Consider the following 16,740-nt stretch of genomic DNA (forward strand, 5'->3'; position numbering starts at 1 on the left):
CGCGGCGGGTGGGCGGGGCGGAGGCCCTTGAAAGGGCGCTCGACGTGGCCGCCGTGGCGCTGGCGGCGGAGCAGCTCGGCGGGGCGCAGAAGACCCTGGACACGACGGTCGAGTACGCGAAGGTGCGGCGCCAGTTCGGGCGTCCGATCGGGTCGTTCCAGGCGGTGAAGCACCGGTGCGCGGACATGTTCGTGCTGGTGGAGTCGGCGCGGTCGGCGGTGCTGAACGCGGCGGCCGCCGCGGACGAGCGCCCGGACGGGCTGCCCGCCGCCGCCGCGCTCGCCAAGGCGTACTGCTCCGACGCGTTCTTCCACACGGCCGGCGAGGCGATCCAGCTGCACGGCGGCATCGGGTTCACGTGGGAGCACGACGCGCACCTGTACTTCAAGCGGGCCCAGGGGTCGCGGCAGCTGTTCGGCGCCCCCGGCCTGCACCGGAAGCGCCTCGCCGCGATGGCCGGGCTCACGGGTGCAGCCGCAGCCCCTTGAGGACCTTGTCGACGCCGTTCCTCGGCCCGTGGACGGCGAACCCGACGAGCGGCATCTCGTCCGCGGTGACCGCGCGGACGGTCTCGCGGTTGGCCTCGTCGTGGCCGGTCTTGAACATGTCCTCGATGTAGACGGCGATCCGCATCCCGCGGGCCAGGGCGCGGCCGTGGGCGGTGAGGATCGCGGCGGCATCGGCCTCGTAGACGAGGACGGGCTGCCGGAACATCGCCAGGTACTCGTTGCCGGACGCGTCCTCGTACGGCTCGCCGATGACGCCGGGGACGCCGCCGGCCACGGCGCCGGCCAGGAACGCGGTCACGTTGAGCCGCTGCCAGGCGGCCAGGTCGTCGCGGACCACGATCCCGATCTTGGTGTCGAAACGCATGCCGTCCAGGTTCGGTGACCTGGGGCGGGCCGTCTTGAACGCTCGTGCGCCAGACTGGGGATGTGGACTGGAGCAGGTACTGGCGGTCGGCCGACCGGCCGCTGGAGGCGATGCACGCGCATTTCGAGCGGCACGTCTACCACCGGCACAGCCACGAGTCGTACTCGTTCGGCGTGACCGAGGACGGCTACCAGGCGTTCCGCTGCCGGGGCGACGCCCATACGAGCGCGGCCGGGATGGTCATCGCGTTCAACCCGGACGATCCGCACGACGGCCACCCGGCCGACGAGCTGGGCTTCACCTACCGGATCGTGCACATCGGGCCGGAGCTGGTGGCCGGCGTGCTCGCCGACATCGCGGACCGCCCGGTGGGGCTCCCGCTGTTCGGCTCCCCCGTCGTGGCCGACCCCGGCCTGGCGCGGACCCTGCGGGGCCTGCACGCGGCGCTGCTCGGCGGGGCGCCCGCCCTGCGGCGCGACGAGCTGCTGACCGCGGCGGTCGGCGCGATGGTCCACCGGGCGGCCACGCGGCGGGTGCGCGCGGTGTCCGTGCCGGGCACCGTGGAGCGGGCACGGCGGCGGCTTGAGGACGCCTACCTGGACGACATCGGCGCCGACGAGCTGGCCGCGGCGGCGGGGTGCAGCAGGTTCGCGCTCTACCGGGGGTTCCGGCGGGCGTACGGGATGGCGCCGAGCGACTACCAGCGGCAGCTCCGTCTGCGCGCCGCGCGCCGCCTGCTGGCCAGGGGCGACGCGATCGGGGACGTCGCGGCGGCGACGGGGTTCGCGGACCAGAGCCATCTGACGCGCTGGTTCGTCCGCTGCTACGGGATGACGCCCGGCGGTTTCCGCGAGGCCCGCGCGAATTGAGGAAGAATGCCGCGCATGAAGCGTGCGAGCGGGGCGATGTCCGGGCTGGCGTACGGCGATTCACTGGGCGCGCCGACGGAATTCCTCACCATGAAAGAGATACGCCGGCGTTTCGGTGACCACGGGCCCACGCAGCTCAACGGCGATCCCGCGCTGGTCACCGACGACACGCAGATGGCGATCGCGGTCGGCGTCGCCATGCTGGACGCCCTGGAGAACCCGCCATTCACACCGGACCTGATAACGCCGATGTGGCGGCGGCGTTTCGTCGACTGGCTCAACAGCCCCGACAACAATCGCGCGCCGGGGAACACGTGCCTTCGGGCGTGCCGGGGCCTCGCCGCCGGGGAGCCGTGGGTGAAGGCGACCGTCGCGGGTTCCAAGGGCTGCGGCGCGAACATGCGGGTGGCGCCGGTCGGGCTGGCGCCCGGGCTGACGGACGATACGCGCGCGGGCGCGTCCCAGCTCCAGGCGGCCCTCACGCACGGCCATCCGACGGGGCTGGCCGCGAGCGAGCTGACCGCGTTCGCCGTCCGGTGGCTGGCGGACGGCATGGACCCGTCCGACCTGCCCGCCGCGCTCCGCGACCGGTGCCACGACCAGCGCACCGTGTACCACGAGCAGTGGCTCGACTCCCTGTGGCAGCGGCCCGGCGTCGACGCCCCGGAGACGTTCATCGCCCGCGGCTGGGACGAGTGCCTCGAACGCCTCGACGCGCTGGACGAGGCCCTCGCCCGCGGCGACCGCGCGTCCGACCCCTGCGAGACCACCGGGGCGGGCTGGACGGCCGAGGAGGCCCTGGCGACCGGCCTGCTGTGCTTCCTGCTCTTCCCGGACGAGCCCGTCAAGGCGATCTGGCGCGGCGCCGCCAGCTCCGGCGACTCCGACTCGATCGCGTGCCTGGCGGGCGCGTTCGCGGGCACGCACCTCGGGATGGACGCCTGGCCGGGCGAGTGGGCGTCCCGCATCGAGTACGCCGGTCGGCTGGCCGGGATCGGCGGCGCGTGGGACTGACCGCTTGACCTGGCGTAGCATCGAAGCTAATGTTCTTAGCTATAGAGCTACACAAACGGCAAGGAGTGCGCGATGAGCGAGCAGACCCGGTACCTCGACCTTCCCGGCGGGCGGCTCGCCTACGACGACGAGGGCGACGGGCCGCTCGTCGTGTGCCTGCCGTCCATGCTCGACCTGCGGTCGCAGTTCCGCTTCCTCAAGCCGCCGCTGCTCGACGCCGGGTACCGCGTCGTGACCGTCGACCAGCGCGGGATGGGCGACACCAGCGCGGACTGGCCCGAGTACGGGAGCACGCCGCTCGCCCACGACCTGCTGGCGCTGCTGCGGCACCTGGACGCCGGGCCCGCCCTCGTCTACGGCTGCTCGAACGGCGCCGCAGCCGGGGTGTGGGTCGCCGCGGAGGCGCCCGAGCTGATCAGGGGCCTGGTGCTGGCGGGACCGTTCGTCCGGGACGGCAAGGCCGGGTTCTCGCAGAAGCTGACCGTCGCGCTGATGCGGGTACCGGGGCTGGCGGTGCCGCTCTACATGTCGTACTACCCGAAGTGGGTCCCGACGCCGCCCGCGGACTTCGCCGAGCACAAGGCGAAGCTGAAGGCGAGCTTCAAGCGTCCGGGCCGTGCCAAGGTCATCGCCCGCTACCTGGACATGTCGCACGCCGAGTCCGAGGCGCGGCTCGGCCGGGTCACCGCGCCCGCGCTGGTCGTCATGGGGACGGCCGACATCGACTGGCCCGACCCGGTCGCGGAGGCCGAGTGGGTCAGGGACCGGCTGGACGGCGAGCTCGTCCTGGTGGACGGCGCCGGTCACCAGCCGCACGTGGACTTCCCCGAGAAGGTCGCCGAGGCCGTCCTGGCCTTCGACCGCTCGCTCAAGGAGTCGTGAGGGCGGCGGCCGGTCAGGGCGCGGTCGCCGTCCAGCCCGTCCAGGCCTGGATGGTGACGACGATGACCGGCCCCTCGGGCGGGCGCTCCCGGTACTGGGCGTAGCGCTCGGCCAGCAGCCGGACGGGCTCGGCCATGCGCGCGGGATCCTCGACGATGTACGCGTGGCCGTCGACGCGGACCCACCACAGGCGGTCCCAGTCGTCCTCGTAGTGGTCGGCCAGGAGCGCGACGCGCGGATTGGCGCGGATGTTGGCGAGCCGCCGCAGGTCCCTGGTGCTCTTCGGCTTGTGGTCGACGGCCGTGTAGACCGCGCCGCGGTGGACGGCGAACGTCACCGGGACGAGATGGGGCCGCGCGTCCTCCCCGACGGTCGCCAGCCGCACGACCGGGACCGTCGCCAGCAGCCGGCGCGCCTCGTCCGGCGAAAGCTTCGGCACCCCCTCAGCCTGCCACGGCCCGCCACCTACGGCGCCGGGAACCCGGGCGGCGCCAGGCCGCGCTCGGCCACCTTCGCCAGCTCCTCCTCCGTCAGGACGCGCGGTTCGCCGATCGCCCTGGCCCGGACGTACACGCCGCAGAGCCATTCGAGGAGCCGGGCGTTCTCGAACGCCTCGTCCAGGTCGCGGCCGATCGCGACGCCGCCGTGGTTCGCCAGGAGCGCGGCGCGCATGCCTCCGGCCATGGCGACGCGAACGTTGGCCGCCAATTCCGGCGTCCCGTAGGTGGCGTACTCGGCGACCTTCACCACGCCGCCGAGCAGCAGGGTGCCGTAGTGGACCGGCGGCAGCTCGGACATGGTCGTCGCGACGACGACGCCGTAGGTGGAGTGGGTGTGCACGATCGCCACCGCCTGGGTGGCCTCGTAGAGCGCGAGGTGCATCGGGGTCTCCGACGATGGCGCCCGCTCCCCCTCGACCACCCGGCCCGCCAGGGTGACGACCGGGCAGTCGGCGGGCTCCATCCGGTCGAGCCTCATCCCGCCCGGCGTGACCGCGACGAGGTCGCCCGACCGGACGCTGATGTTGCCGGACGAGCCGACGACCAGACCGGTATCGGCCAGCCGCCGACCGATCGCACCTAGTTCGTCCCTTTCGTCCGACAACAACATACGAACACCTTTCACGTTCCCGATCTTGCCCGGCTACGCTACGGCCCTGACGATCTTTAAGGGGTCCGGTCATGGCGGTTGTGACAGTCGGCGCGCACATCCTGGACGTGCTCGCCAGTCCCGTGCCCGACGGTCCCCGCGGGCCGGAGGCCGTCGCCGTGGTCGACGAGATCAGGGTGACCGCCGCCGGGGCCGCGGCGGGCACCGCGGTGGCCCTCGCCAGGCTCGGCAACGACGTCGTCTCCGTCGGCGCGATCGGCGACGACGACCTCGGCGACCTGCTGGTCACGATCATGTCCCGCAACGGGGTGGACGTGCGCGGGCTCGTCCGGCGGACGGCCGCGCAGACCGCCGCCTCGATCCTCTCGATCCCGTCCAGAGGGCGGCGGGTCTCGCCTGAAGGGCGGAGCGGCGGCGGCCGTCCGGTCCTGCACGCCCCGGGCGCCAACCTGACCCTCACCACCGGCGCGGTCGGGCCCGGCCTGCTCGGCGCGGCGAGCCTGGTGCACCTCGGCGGCCCGGACGTCACCGCCGGGCTCAACGACCCCGCGTTCTTCGCGATGCTCGACACCGCCCGCGAGAGCGGCACCGTCGTCACCATGAGCATGCTGTCGGCCATGCCCGACCTCCTCGCCGGGGCCGCCGCGTTCCTCCCCCACGTCGACCATTTCCTGCCCAACGAGGCGCAGGCCGCCGCGATGACCGGCGAGGACGACCCCGAGAAGGCCGCGAGGACGCTCCTCGCCCAGGGCCCGGGGACGGTGATCGTCACGCTCGGCGGCGACGGCAGCCTCGTCGCGACCGGGCCCGCCGACGCCCCCGCCGTGCACCGGCTGCCCGCGCTGCCCGTCAAGGTCGCCGACACGACCGGCTGCGGCGACGCCTACTGCGCCGGGTTCATCACCGGTCTCGCGCACGGCCGGGACGTCCTGGAAGCGGCGCGCTGGGGCACGGCCGCCGCCGCGACCGTCGCGCAGGGCCTCGGCTCCGGCGCCTGCCTCACCGGCCTGGACGACGTCCTCCGCCTGCTGGCGTGAGCCCGGCCGGTCAGACGGCAGCGCGTCCGGAGCGGTCGCCGGTCAGCACCGCGTCCGCCGCGCCCGCCAGCTGCTCCAGGCGGAAGACCTCCGTCCGGTGGAACGGCGGCGCGCCCGTCCGGGCGACGACGAGCGCGAGGGTGCCCTTGGCGAGCGGGCACACGGCGAACCGCGTGCCGTCCGGCGCCGTGAAGGCGCGCGGGCGCAGCGGCAGCAGCTCCGGCAGATCGGCGTCAGAGCGGCCGCCCGCGCTGGCATGGGTCAGCACCGCGCCGCCCTCGGCGGTCAGTTCCGCGAGGCCCGCCCAGTCGGCGCTCAGGATGGCCGGGACGGCGTCCGCGAGGATCTCCGCGCCGCGCTCCGGGACGGCCGCGACCTGCCCGATCACGGCGGCGTCCGGGAACGCGCCCTGCGGCTCCGCCGTCGGCCAGACCCCGACGACCTCCACCCCCGGCACCGCGCCGAGCCCGTCGCTCAGCCGCCCGGTGTCCACGCCCGCGGGCCACGCGACCGTGAAGTCGTCCATCGCCCGGCCGTTGTCCCTCTCCAGAACGGCCATCTGCACGACGTCCGCGCCCGCCGCTCCGAGAGTGCGCGCGACCTGCCCCAGCGATCCGGGACGGTCCGGCAGGCGAACGCGTATCCGCAGCAACATCACACCTCCAGTTCCCCCTCCGCGACCCCCATCCTCCGCTGAACCCGTTTCGTTCGTGTTACCCAGGGGTGACGACGCGGGAAAACGGCGCCGCGGGCGGTGCTGGAATGGCGGGCACGGGTCAAACTAGAGTCCAGTGAAGGTCACCAGCGGGCCTATCGCCTCATGTCGCCCACCATTAAGGTAACTGCACGTGTCGAGGGACGGGGAACCCCCAGTCAGCGCGGAATCCGGAACCGGGCCGGAAGCGGAGCCGGGCCCGCCGCCGGGCGCGCCGGGCAGGGCGAACGGCGGGGCGGCCGGTAAGGCGGCCGGCGGCGCGGACGGCGACGCGCTCCGCGCCGACATCAGGGACGCGCTCACCGGGCTCGCCGCCCGCCTCGACCGCGAGCACGAGCGCGCCGCGCACCGCGAGGCCGTCATCGACCGGCTGCACGAGGAGAACCAGCGGCTCCGGCGCGGCGAGCTGCAGGCGATGCTGGAGCCGGTCCGCGCCGCGCTGTACCGGCTGCACGACCAGGCCCGCCGCGAGTCCGGCCGGCTCGCCGCGGCCGACCTGGCCGAGCCGCCCGACCCGCGCGGCACGGCGCTGCTGCTGGAGGCCGTCGCCGACGACGTCGCCGACGCGCTGGCGCGGCTCGGCGTGGAGCGGTTCACGGTCGAGCCGGGCGCGCCCTACGACGCGTCGCGGCACCGTCCGGTCGCGGTCACGCCCGTCGACGACCCGATCCGGGACGGCACCGTGACCGGCGTCGAGTCCGACGGGTTCGAGCAGAGCGGGAAGGTGCTGCGCAAGGCGGCGGTGCGCGTCGGCAAACTCGACACCAAGCACGAAAAGCCCGAATCACACGACAAGCCGGAGACGAAGGCGGAGGCCGGGTCGAACGGGACCGAACGCGCCGTCAAGGCCGGCTCGAATCGCCGCAACGGCGCCGGGAACGCCGGGAACTCCGGGAACGGCGAGACGATGAGAGCCGACACGCAGAAGACCGATGGGTGAGAGGGACATGGCCGTCTACGGGATCGACCTGGGAACCACGTACTCCTGCATAGCCTCCATCGACGACGTGGGGCGGCCGGCGGTCCTGCGGAACCTGGAGGGCACCGACACCACCCCGTCCGTCGTGTACTTCGAGAGCGGCGAGAACGTCGTCGTCGGCGCCACCGCGAAGGACACCGCCGTCCTGGAGCCCGACAACGTCGTCAGCCTCATCAAGCGGGACATGGGCCGCGACGTGACCCGCCCCATCCACGGGATCGACTTCACGCCCGAGGAGCTGTCGGCGTTCATCCTGCTGAAGCTGGCGACGGACGCGCGCACCACGACCGGCGAGGAGACCCGCGACGTCGTCATCACCGTCCCGGCGTACTTCGGCGTCGCCGAGCGCGACGCGACCCGCAAGGCGGGCCGGATCGCCGGGCTGAACGTCATCGACGTCGTGTCCGAGCCGATCGCCGCCGCGATCACCTACGGCGTCCTCAACCCCGAGCAGGACCGCACGATCCTGGTGTACGACCTCGGCGGCGGGACGTTCGACACCACCGTCATCGCGCTGCGCGGCGGGCACATCGAGGTGGTGTGCACCGACGGCGACCACGAGCTCGGCGGCGCCGACTGGGACGCGCGGCTGGTCGAGCACCTCGCCGAGCGGTTCCGCGCCGAGCACCCCGACGCCGGGGACCCGCTCGACGACAAGCAGACCGAGCAGCAGCTCCGCCGCGATGCCGAGGACGCCAAGAAGTCGCTCACCACCCGCACCGCGCACACGGTCCGCGTGATGCACGGCGGGCGGGTCGCGTCGGTCGAGGTGACGCGGGAGAAGCTGGAGGAGCTGACCAAGGACCTCCTCGACCGCACGGTCGAGATCACCGGCCGGACGCTGTCCACCGCCGCCGAGAAGGGCGTGGACGACTACGACGACCTCGTCCTCGTCGGCGGGTCCACGAAGATGCCGGTCGTCGCGGCGCGGCTGGAGACCGAGCTGGGCCTGCCGCCCCGCCTCCAGGACCCCGACCTCGCCGTCGCCAAGGGCGCCGCGCTGTACGCGTTCGAGGAGACCTACCGGCGGTTCGTCCGGGAGGGCGCCGCCGAGCGGGCGGAGGAGATGGCGAGCCGCGCGGGCCTGTCCGCCGAGCAGCAGAAGCAGATCGCCGGGCGGCAGATCAAGACGGTCGCGTCGCACGCGTTCGGGATCGTCGTGGTCGACCGGGAGACCGGCGCGGAGAGCGTCGCGCACCTCGTGCACGCCAACGACGAGCTGCCCGCCGCGAAGACCGAGGACTTCTTCACCGTGTACGACGACCAGGCGTCCGCCGACATCCGGGTGATGGAGCAGGCGGGCGTGGTCGAGTCCGGCGACCTGATCGACAACACCGAGATCGCGACCGGGGAGATCCGCGTCCCGCCGGGCAAGAAGGCGGGCTGGCCGATCGGCGTGACGTTCGCGCTCGACGCGTCCGGGCTGCTGAACGTCACGGCCGTGGAGAAGGAGACCGGGGAGCGGCTGGAGCTGAAGGTGGACGTCGGCGGCATGTCCGAGGAGGAGGTCGAGCGCTCCCGGAAGGCCCTCTCCCGGGTCCAGGTGAGCTGAGCCGGGAGGCGCCCGTGGCGTTCGACGACGACTACCGGCGGGTGGTCCTGGAGCCCGCCCGGGCGGCGGGCGACCAGCCTCCCGAGGACCTGCGCGTCCGGTACGCCCTGCCCGACCCACCGTCCTCCAGCCCCCTCACAGGGCCGGTGGTCGCGGCGCGGGTCAAGGAGGTCCGGCAGTGCTGGCGGCGGGCGCGCGGGCAGCTGAAGTACCGCAAGCTGATCGACCGGCTGGAGGCCGAGCACCGCGAGCTGGCGCCGCTGTTCGCCGCCGCCGAGCGCGGCGACCTGCGCCCCCTGGAGGCGCGGCTGCGCGGCGGGCGGGAGCGCACCGAGCGGCGCCGCGGCGAGGCCCGCGCGCGGCTCGCCGACGCGGCCGGGGCGCTGAAGATGGCGACGCCCGCCGAGGTCGAGGGCATCGCCCGCACCGGCGGCGTGACCCGCGCCGAGCTGGAGCGGGTCGCCGCCGCCGACGGGATCGAGATCCGCGAGCCCGACGCGCTGCCGGCGGCCGCGCCCTACCCGGCGTACCGGAAGGTCCAGGAGTCGCTGGACGTCCTCGGCTCCCGGCACCTCGCCGACTTCGTGTTCGGCGGGCGGCTCACCGGCGCGATCCGGCTGCTGGACGGGTTCGCCGCGCCCGGCGGGGCCTTCCGCCTCGACGGCGACGCGGTCGCGGCCGTCGCCGCGGAGTGGGCCCGCCGCAGCCGCGACACGAGCACCACGCACGCCGACACGATCCTCGCCGCGCTCCGCTCGGACGCGCCGCTTCCCGAACTGGTGCTGTTCGACGTCGTCGACCGGCTCCGCGAGCGGCTGCGGCAGCGGGCGTCCGAGCAGGCCCTCCTGCGGTACGCGACCGACGATCTCGGCATCGACCGGCGCGACGCCCGCCGCATGGTGTTCGCCGTCGTCCGCGAGACGGGCCCCGGCGGCGGCCTCGCGGGACGCCTGCGCGCGCTGCTCGACGCCGGGGAGGTGTTCGCGGCGGCGGAGCTGGCGGACGCCGCGAACGTGCCCCCGGCCGCCGGGACCGACCCTTCGGAGGAGGAGGTCCTCGCCGCCGAGGCCCGGCACCGGCTCGACACGGCGCTGCGCCTCCGCGAGACCGCCGCCGCCGAGCCCGACCCCGACCGCGCGCACCGCCTCCTCGACGACGCGCTCCGCCTCGTCCGCGACCTCCCCGGCGCGCAGGCCCAGCTGCGGCGCCTGCCGCCGCGCCCGGTGCCCGCCGTCCGCGCCGACGTGGACGCAGGCGGTGCCGTGGTCCGGCTCTCGTGGGAACCGTCCGCCTCCACCGCGGGCGAGGTGGCCTACCGGGTCGTGCGGCGGGCGGGGCGGCCGCCCCGGGACGTGCGGGACGGGCACGCCCTGGAGGGGGCGCTGGACGAGCGGCCGCCGGTCAACGAGCAGGTGTTCTACGCGGTGTTCGCGGTGCGCGGGGACGCCGTCGCCGCGCCCGCCGTCGCGGGCCCGGTGCTCGTGCGGCCCGAGCCCGCCGAGGTCGCGCTGCTCGCCGGGGACGGCCAGGTCACCGGGCGGTGGCGGTGCCCGGCCGAGGCGGCGCGGGTCGTCGTCGTCCGGGACGGGCGGGCCGTCCCGGCGGGGCGCGACGGGTTCCGCGAGCGCGTGCCCAACGGCCGGACGCACCACTACCGGATCGCCGCCGTCTACCTCGACCCGTCCGGGCGGGAGGTCGTGACGGACGGGGTGCGCGCCTCGGTCACGCCGAGCGCGGCGCCCGAGCCGGTGTTCGAGCTGGCCGCCGAGACCGATCCGTCCGATCCGGGGCTGGTCACGGTCCGGTTCGACCCGCCGGGGACCGGGACGGTCGAGCTGGTGCTGTCGGAGGGGCCGCCGCCGTGGCCGCGCAGCGCGCTCGTCCCGCTGGAGGAGGTCCGGCGGGAGACGCGGCGGCTGGCGTGCACGCCGGTGCCGGGCGGGCTCGCGGTGCGGCCGGGCGCGAGCGGGTGGCTGCTCGCGGTGTCGGTGGCGGAGGGCGCCGCCGCGATCGGCGCGTACCACCGGCACGTGAACCTGCCGCCGCCGCGCCGCCTGATCGCCGAGCGGCGCGGCGACCACGTGCACGTCGGGTTCGACTGGCCGCCGGACGTCGCCGAGGTCGACCTCGCCTACCGGATCGGCCGGGACGCCCTGCACATCGCCGACCCGCCGCCGTCGGAGACCGTGACCCGCGCCGCCTACGACACGCAGGGCGGGATCCGGCTGCCCGTCCCGGAGGACGAGCCCGTCGAGCTGTCGGTCGCGGCGGCCGGGACGGTCGGCGGCGCGCGGGTGACGGGCCCGCCGGTGACCGCCACCGTCGCGGCCCGCGCGATCGTCCGCTACGACGTGGAGCGGTCGGGCCCGCCGTGGCGGCGGTACCTGACGATCCGGCTGACGTCGTCGCGCCCGCTGCGGGTGGCGCGGCTGTCGCTGGTGCTGCGCACCGGCCGGGTCATGCCGCACCGCGCCGCGGACGGCGAGACGCTCGGCGCGTGGGAGCAGGTGCCGGTCCCCGGGGAGCTGTCGCTGGCCGTGCCGGACGCGTCCGGGCCGTACTGGCTGCGCTGCTTCGCCGACGACGACGTGGTCGAGCTGACCGATCCCCCCGTCCGCCGGCTCCAGGTCACCCGATGACCAGGCCGCTCGCCCGCGTGGGCCTCCCCGGGGTGCCGTCCAGGCCGCGCGCCCCCAAGAACGGCGTCACGTGCCCTTACTGCTTCGAGTCGGTCGCGCCGCAGCGGATCCTGTTCCGGTGCCGCGGGCAGGCGGGGCGGCGGCAGGGCTGCGCGCCCGTCCTGGACGAGGCGCTCGCCGCGTACACGGGCTCGACGGCGGGCGCGTCGCTGCCGCCGGTGTTCGCCGCGTCCGGGCGCAAGGGGCGCGCCGAATGCCCCGAGTGCGGCCTAGCGACCGGCAACCGGGCCTGCCCGGAGTGCCACAACCCGCTGCCGTCCGCGTACTGCGACTCCCCCGGCCGGATCGTGGCGCTGGTCGGCGCGAAGAACGCGGGCAAGAGCACCTACATCGCCGTCCTGCTGCACGAGCTGATGAACCGCGTCGGGACGGAGCTGGACGCGTCGCTCGTCGCCTGCGACGACCGCACGATCGAGCGGTACAAGCGCGACTTCGCGCGCCCGCTGCTGGAGGAGCGGCGGCTCCTGCCGACGACGGCCAGCGCGGCGACCGGCCCGCGCGAGCCGCTGGTGTACCTGCTCACCCGGACGCGGCGGGGGCGGCGGGGACGGTTCGCGCGCCCGCGCAACGACTCGCTGGCGCTCGTGCTGTTCGACACCGCGGGCGAGGACCTCCGCAGCCGCGAGGTCACCGACCTGCACCTGCGGTACCTGGAGGCGGCGGACGCGATCGTGTTCCTGGTCGACCCGCTGGAGCTGCCCGGCGCGCGGACGGGCGTGCGCGACGCCGTGGCCGCGCCGCGCGGCGCCGGGGACGATCCCGACAGCGAGCCGCTGAACATCATCGCCCGCGTCACCGAGACCCTGCGGCAGCGGCACGGGACGCGTCCGGGCGAGCCGCTGCCCGTCCCGGTCGCGGTCGCGCTCACCAAGATCGACGTGCTGCGGCCCGGGTTGCTGAAGCAGTCGGCGCTGCACCGCTCCAGGTCGGGGTCGGGCGTCCTCGACCTGGACGACAGGGACGCGGTGAACGAGCAGGTCAGGGCGCTGCTGCACGACTGGCAGGCCGGGCAGCTCGACACCTACCTCGGGCAGCAGTACGCCGACCATGCGCTGTTCGGGCTGTCGGCGCTCGGCGGCGTCCCCGACGCGGACCGGGTCGGGGCGGGCGGCGTCCGGCCGTACCGGGCCGAGGATCCGCTGCTGTGGCTGCTGTACCGGTTCGGGATGCTCGAGGGCGTCCGCCCCGGAGGTGGTTAGGCGTGGCCTGGCAGCTGCACTACACCTCCGCGCGGCGCGGGCCCACCGGCCGGGCCGGGTTCCAGTTCGTCGCGGAGACGCCCGGCCTGCCGGACGGGGTGCGGGCGGGCGTGACGCCGTACCTGTCGTACCGGCCGCCGCCGGACGCGCCGCTGTCGCCCGACGAGTCCGAGCTGGGCGGGTTCCCCGTGTCGCTGCTGTACGACCGGGTGGACGGGCGCCCGCTGCTGCTGCGCTGCCGCTACCTCGGCCGCGACTACTCGGGCCGCTACGGCAACTTCTTCGCGCACGCCGTCGTCGCCGAGCCGGACGAGCTGGAGGGCCTGCGCCCCGCCGAGCTCTGGCACGCCCCGCACTGGACGCACGATCCCGCGCCGGAGAGCGTCCTCGACCGGCTGGACGACCTGACTCCGGGCTCGGCGCTCGACCCCGAGGCGCTCGCCGCGTGGCTCGCGGCGGCGTCCGGCCCCGGCGACCCGTACGCGCTGCTCGGCCACCTGGTCGACGCCGTCGCGGACGTCCTCGGCCGGGGCCACGGACGCGTCGTGCTGGTCTCCGACGACGTCGAGCTGATCGCGCGCTGGATCGCGGTCGTGTCGTACTCGCTGCCGGTCGCGGCGGCGGCGCGGCTCTCCTTCGTCACCTACACCGCCGACCCTGATGGCGCGGCCCAGCGCCTCGTCGGGACGACTCCGGCGATCTGGGCGGCGGCGCAGCACCACGCGTCGCACGCGTCCGCGTTCGACCTCCGCGACGGCGCCCCGGCCGGGACGGCGAGCCGGTTCGCCCGGACGGTCGCGGGCTGCTGGCGCGACTCCGACTTCGGCGGCCTGGACGCGCTCGGCGAGCTGGCGCCGCTGAACGACCCCGCGCAGGAGGGCGCCGCCGCGCTGCTGGCCCTATGCCGCGGGGACGCGACCGTCACGCCGGCCGAGGAGGCCGCGGCGGCGGAGCTGATGTCGCGGCACGGCTCCGCGATCCCCGAGTGGGTGTGGCGCGACCTGGTGCCCGGCGTGCCGTCCATGGGGCTGGACCTGGCGCTCGCCGTCCACGAGCGGGCGCGGGCGGCGGGCGCGTCCGAGGTCGCGCGGCAGTGTTCGCTCCGCGTCACCGACCGGGCCCTGGACGCGCTGGCGAAGGCGCCGTCCCTGGCCGCCGTGGTCGCGGCGGCCCGGGTGGCGGAACGCGCCGGAGTGCCGCTGGATCCCGCCGAGGTCACGGCGTCCGCCGCGCGCTGTACGCAGGCCGGGGCCGCCGACCTGGGCAAGGCGCTCACCGGCTGCCCCACCGCACTCCGCGACGCCCTCCTGGACGGCGTGATCTCCGGCCTGTCCGACCTCGGCGAGCGGGAACGGGCCGCGGCCCTCACACCCGGGAACTGCGACCTCCTCTCCGAGCACGCCGAGCGGCTGCGCGCCGCGCCCGCCGTCGCGTGCGCCGTGCTGGCGTCCATCGGGCGGCGGGCCCCCGAACGCAGGGTCACGATCACCGGCGAGCTGCTCCGGCTGGACGGCCCCGGCGTCGACGCGGCGCTGCGCGAGGTCTGGGAGACGCCCCCGTCCGCCGGCGAATGCGCCGATCTGCTCGACGCGCACGGGAAGGCGGTGGCGGAGCGTCCCGCGCTGGCCGGGCTGCCGTCCCGGACGTTCACCAGGCTCGCGTTCCCCGGCGGCGAGCGCCTCGCCGAACCGGCGGCGCTGCGGCTCGCGGAACGGGTCCGGGAGCTGATGCCGGACGGGCGGTCCGTGCGCGACGCGGCGCTCGTCGAGGCGTACGGGAAGGCGATCACCGCGGGCCCGGCGCGCGCCGCGCGGGCGCTGGAGGACATCGCGGCCGCGGACGGCGCGACCTCGCAGCTCGCCGGGGAGGCGTTCGTCGGGGCCGCGCGGCGGCTGGCGCGGCGCGCGCCCGCGTTCCGCGCGGAGCTGCTGGCGGAGCTGTCCGAGAGCGCCCGCGCCCGGCTCGGCGCGCAGTGGACCGCCGAGCTGCCCGCGCGCGCCCGCGCCGGGCGCGCCCCGCTGCGCGGCGCCGAGATCGAGCAGCGCAACGAGCTGGTCGAGGTCGTCCTGCGGCTGAAGGCGGGCGGCCGCGCCGAACCGGCGCTGGAGGCGTGGGCGCGGGCCGCCGCCGGGCGGTGGCTCGCGGCGAAGCAGCTCGAATCCCGCCTGGCGCGCAGCCCCCGGCTCCGGGCCGCGCTGCGGGACCTCCTCGCCGAGGACGACCCCGCCCGCGGGGGGAGGTGAGCCCCGTGCATCCCATCATCGTGCTGCTGCTGATCGTCGTGTGGGGCGCCGCGATGTGGCTCGGGTTCATGTACGTGTTCCCGGTGCTGTTCGCCGGGACGCTGGTCGTCGCCGGGGTCGCCGCGCTCGGCCTGTACTACCTGCACGCGTGCCGGACGCTCGCGCCGTCCACCCTCGAAGGGCCCTCGCCGGTCGCCGAGCCGAAGGTCTCCTACCGCCACTACCTGCTCGGCCAGGTGTGGCGCGACTGGTGGACGATCAGCCGCACGGTCGTCCCGCAGGTGTACCGGACGGCCAGGGGCATCATCGTCAGGCTGACCCGGGTCCTGCTCGGCGGGCTCTGGGGGTTCTTCGTCTTCCCGATCTGGCTGGCGCTCTGCGCGGGGATCGTCGCGGCGGCCGTCCCGGCGTGCGGGTTCGTGCTCGCGCTGACCGTCCTGTACGGGGTCGTCGCCGCGGCCGGGCTCGCGGTCTGGCTGGTGTGCGTGCTCGTCCTCGCGGCGGTGGAGCGGGTGTTCATGGCATACGGGCGGATCCTGCAGACCTGCCCGCACCCGTTCTGCTACGAGCGGATCGCGCTGCCGGAGTACGAGTGCCCGGGATGTGGCGCGCGGCACCGGCATCTCACGCCCGGCTCGGGCGGCGCGTTCCGGCACGTCTGCCGGTGCGGGGCGCGGCTGCCGACGACCGTCCCGCTCGGACGGTTCCGCCTGGCCGCCTACTGCCCCCACTGCGGCGGACGGCTACCAGAACGGATCGGGCGCGTCCGCGTCGAACCGCTCCCGTTCGTCGGCGGCCCGGCCGCCGGGAAGACGACGTTCATGGTCCTCGGCATCCGGGCGCTGCACTCGCGGGTGCGCGCCGTCCACGGGCGGCTCGCGTTCGTGGAGCAGCGGCACGCGCAGGCGTACGCGGGCGCGATCCACGAGTTCCAGCGCGGCGGGCGCCTCGCCAAGACCGGCCCGGAGCTGCCGCTCGCCACCATGGTGGACATCGAGCTGCCCGGACGCGCCCGCCGCATCCTCTACCTGTTCGACCCGGCCGGAGAGCACTACACGGGCGCGACCGAGGTCGAGTCGCTGCGCTACCTCGACCACAGCGAGGCGCTGCTGTTCGTGGTCGACCCGTTCGCCCTCCCCCAGCTGCGCAGGGCCCTGACCGCCGACGAGCGGGAGTACGTCGACACGGCGGCCGTGTCGTCGGAGGAGGATCCGGCCGACACCCTGCAGCGGGTGCTGAACGAGCTGCGCTCCCGTCCCGACCAGGGGCACCAGAAGCGGGTCGCCGTCGTCGTCACCAAGACCGACCTGCTGGCCCGCACGGAGATCGGCCGCTGCCTCGCCGAGGACGGCGACCTGCGCGCCTGGCTCGGCCGCGTCGGGCTCGGCAACACCGTCCGGACGCTCGACCAGGTCGCGGGCCAAGTGCGCTACTTCGCGTCCGGCCTCGCGTCCGACCCCGCCGACGTCGCGGACCTGCTCGGCTGGGTGACGGGCCTGGCCGCCTCGTCCAACGGCGACCACCCGCCCGCCGAGACCTCCCCCGAGCTCCCCGGGACGGCCCCGCTC

General features: G+C 75.4%; 15 protein-coding genes. 11 read left to right on the plus strand and 4 right to left on the minus strand.

Annotated elements, in window-relative coordinates; translation table 11 throughout:
- Positions 1–488 (plus strand): acyl-CoA dehydrogenase family protein (locus E1264_RS26855; protein WP_279491476.1); only part of this gene is annotated, 488 nt, incomplete at its 5' end.
- Here the strand turns inward: E1264_RS26855 and E1264_RS26860 are convergent.
- Positions 463–873, minus strand: a complete 411-nt coding sequence (locus tag E1264_RS26860; protein WP_132178224.1) for a DUF2000 domain-containing protein — start codon at positions 871–873, stop codon at positions 463–465. The genes E1264_RS26855 and E1264_RS26860 overlap by 26 nt on opposite strands.
- A 62-nt stretch (positions 874–935) precedes the next feature.
- Between E1264_RS26860 and E1264_RS26865 the strand changes: the two genes are divergently transcribed.
- The 3 genes from E1264_RS26865 (at position 936) to E1264_RS26875 (ending at position 3,638) form a co-directional block, all read left to right on the plus strand.
- A complete protein-coding gene (locus E1264_RS26865) occupies positions 936–1,742 on the plus strand; it encodes an AraC family transcriptional regulator (protein WP_243711193.1) in 807 nt (268 codons plus the stop codon).
- A gap of 15 nt (positions 1,743–1,757) precedes the next feature.
- Positions 1,758–2,756, plus strand: a complete 999-nt coding sequence (locus E1264_RS26870; RefSeq protein WP_243711194.1) for an ADP-ribosylglycohydrolase family protein — start codon at positions 1,758–1,760, stop codon at positions 2,754–2,756.
- Between the two features lie 72 nt (positions 2,757–2,828).
- Positions 2,829–3,638: an alpha/beta hydrolase gene (locus tag E1264_RS26875; protein WP_132178225.1), complete on the plus strand. Its 810-nt coding sequence runs from the start codon at positions 2,829–2,831 to the stop codon at positions 3,636–3,638.
- Between the two features lie 13 nt (positions 3,639–3,651).
- Here the strand turns inward: E1264_RS26875 and E1264_RS26880 are convergent, their stop codons facing one another.
- Both E1264_RS26880 and E1264_RS26885 read right to left on the minus strand, forming a co-directional pair.
- The gene (locus E1264_RS26880; protein ID WP_165964397.1) at positions 3,652–4,077 is read right to left on the minus strand and encodes a TIGR03668 family PPOX class F420-dependent oxidoreductase; all 426 of its coding nucleotides are present in this window, start codon (positions 4,075–4,077) and stop codon (positions 3,652–3,654) included.
- Positions 4,078–4,103: 26 nt separating this feature from the next.
- Complete coding sequence (locus tag E1264_RS26885; protein ID WP_132178227.1) at positions 4,104–4,748, minus strand: class II aldolase/adducin family protein; 645 nt, start codon at positions 4,746–4,748, stop codon at positions 4,104–4,106.
- Between the two features lie 71 nt (positions 4,749–4,819).
- Between E1264_RS26885 and E1264_RS26890 the strand changes: the two genes are divergently transcribed.
- Positions 4,820–5,785: a carbohydrate kinase family protein gene (locus tag E1264_RS26890; protein ID WP_132178228.1), complete on the plus strand. Its 966-nt coding sequence runs from the start codon at positions 4,820–4,822 to the stop codon at positions 5,783–5,785.
- 10 nt (positions 5,786–5,795) lie between these two features.
- Here E1264_RS26890 and E1264_RS26895 read toward each other — a convergent pair whose 3' ends face one another.
- Positions 5,796–6,440, minus strand: a complete 645-nt coding sequence (locus tag E1264_RS26895; protein ID WP_132178229.1) for an ACT domain-containing protein — start codon at positions 6,438–6,440, stop codon at positions 5,796–5,798.
- Between the two features lie 193 nt (positions 6,441–6,633).
- On the opposite strand from E1264_RS26895, the gene grpE reads away from it, so the two are divergent.
- From grpE to E1264_RS26925, 6 genes are all read left to right on the plus strand, one after another.
- Positions 6,634–7,440 carry a nucleotide exchange factor GrpE gene (grpE, locus tag E1264_RS26900; protein ID WP_132178230.1) on the plus strand — a complete coding sequence of 269 codons (807 nt, stop codon included), beginning with the start codon at positions 6,634–6,636 and terminating at the stop codon, positions 7,438–7,440.
- Positions 7,433–9,031 (plus strand): Hsp70 family protein, encoded by a 1,599-nt coding sequence (locus E1264_RS26905; protein ID WP_243711195.1) that lies wholly within the window; start codon positions 7,433–7,435, stop codon positions 9,029–9,031. The genes grpE and E1264_RS26905 overlap by 8 nt, the downstream gene beginning before the upstream one ends.
- A gap of 14 nt (positions 9,032–9,045) precedes the next feature.
- Complete coding sequence (locus tag E1264_RS26910) at positions 9,046–11,670, plus strand: hypothetical protein (RefSeq protein WP_132178231.1); 2,625 nt, start codon at positions 9,046–9,048, stop codon at positions 11,668–11,670.
- Entirely contained in the window at positions 11,667–12,929 is a 1,263-nt protein-coding gene (locus E1264_RS26915; protein WP_243711196.1) for a GTPase, read from the plus strand. Before E1264_RS26910 ends, E1264_RS26915 begins: the two co-directional genes overlap by 4 nt.
- A 2-nt stretch (positions 12,930–12,931) precedes the next feature.
- Positions 12,932–15,172: a hypothetical protein gene (locus E1264_RS26920; RefSeq protein ID WP_132178232.1), complete on the plus strand. Its 2,241-nt coding sequence runs from the start codon at positions 12,932–12,934 to the stop codon at positions 15,170–15,172.
- A 5-nt stretch (positions 15,173–15,177) separates the two neighbouring features.
- Positions 15,178–16,740 (plus strand): hypothetical protein (locus tag E1264_RS26925; protein ID WP_132178233.1); only part of this gene is annotated, 1,563 nt, incomplete at its 3' end.

This window comes from Actinomadura sp. KC216 (assembly GCF_004348535.1).
GTDB lineage: Bacteria > Actinomycetota > Actinomycetes > Streptosporangiales > Streptosporangiaceae > Spirillospora.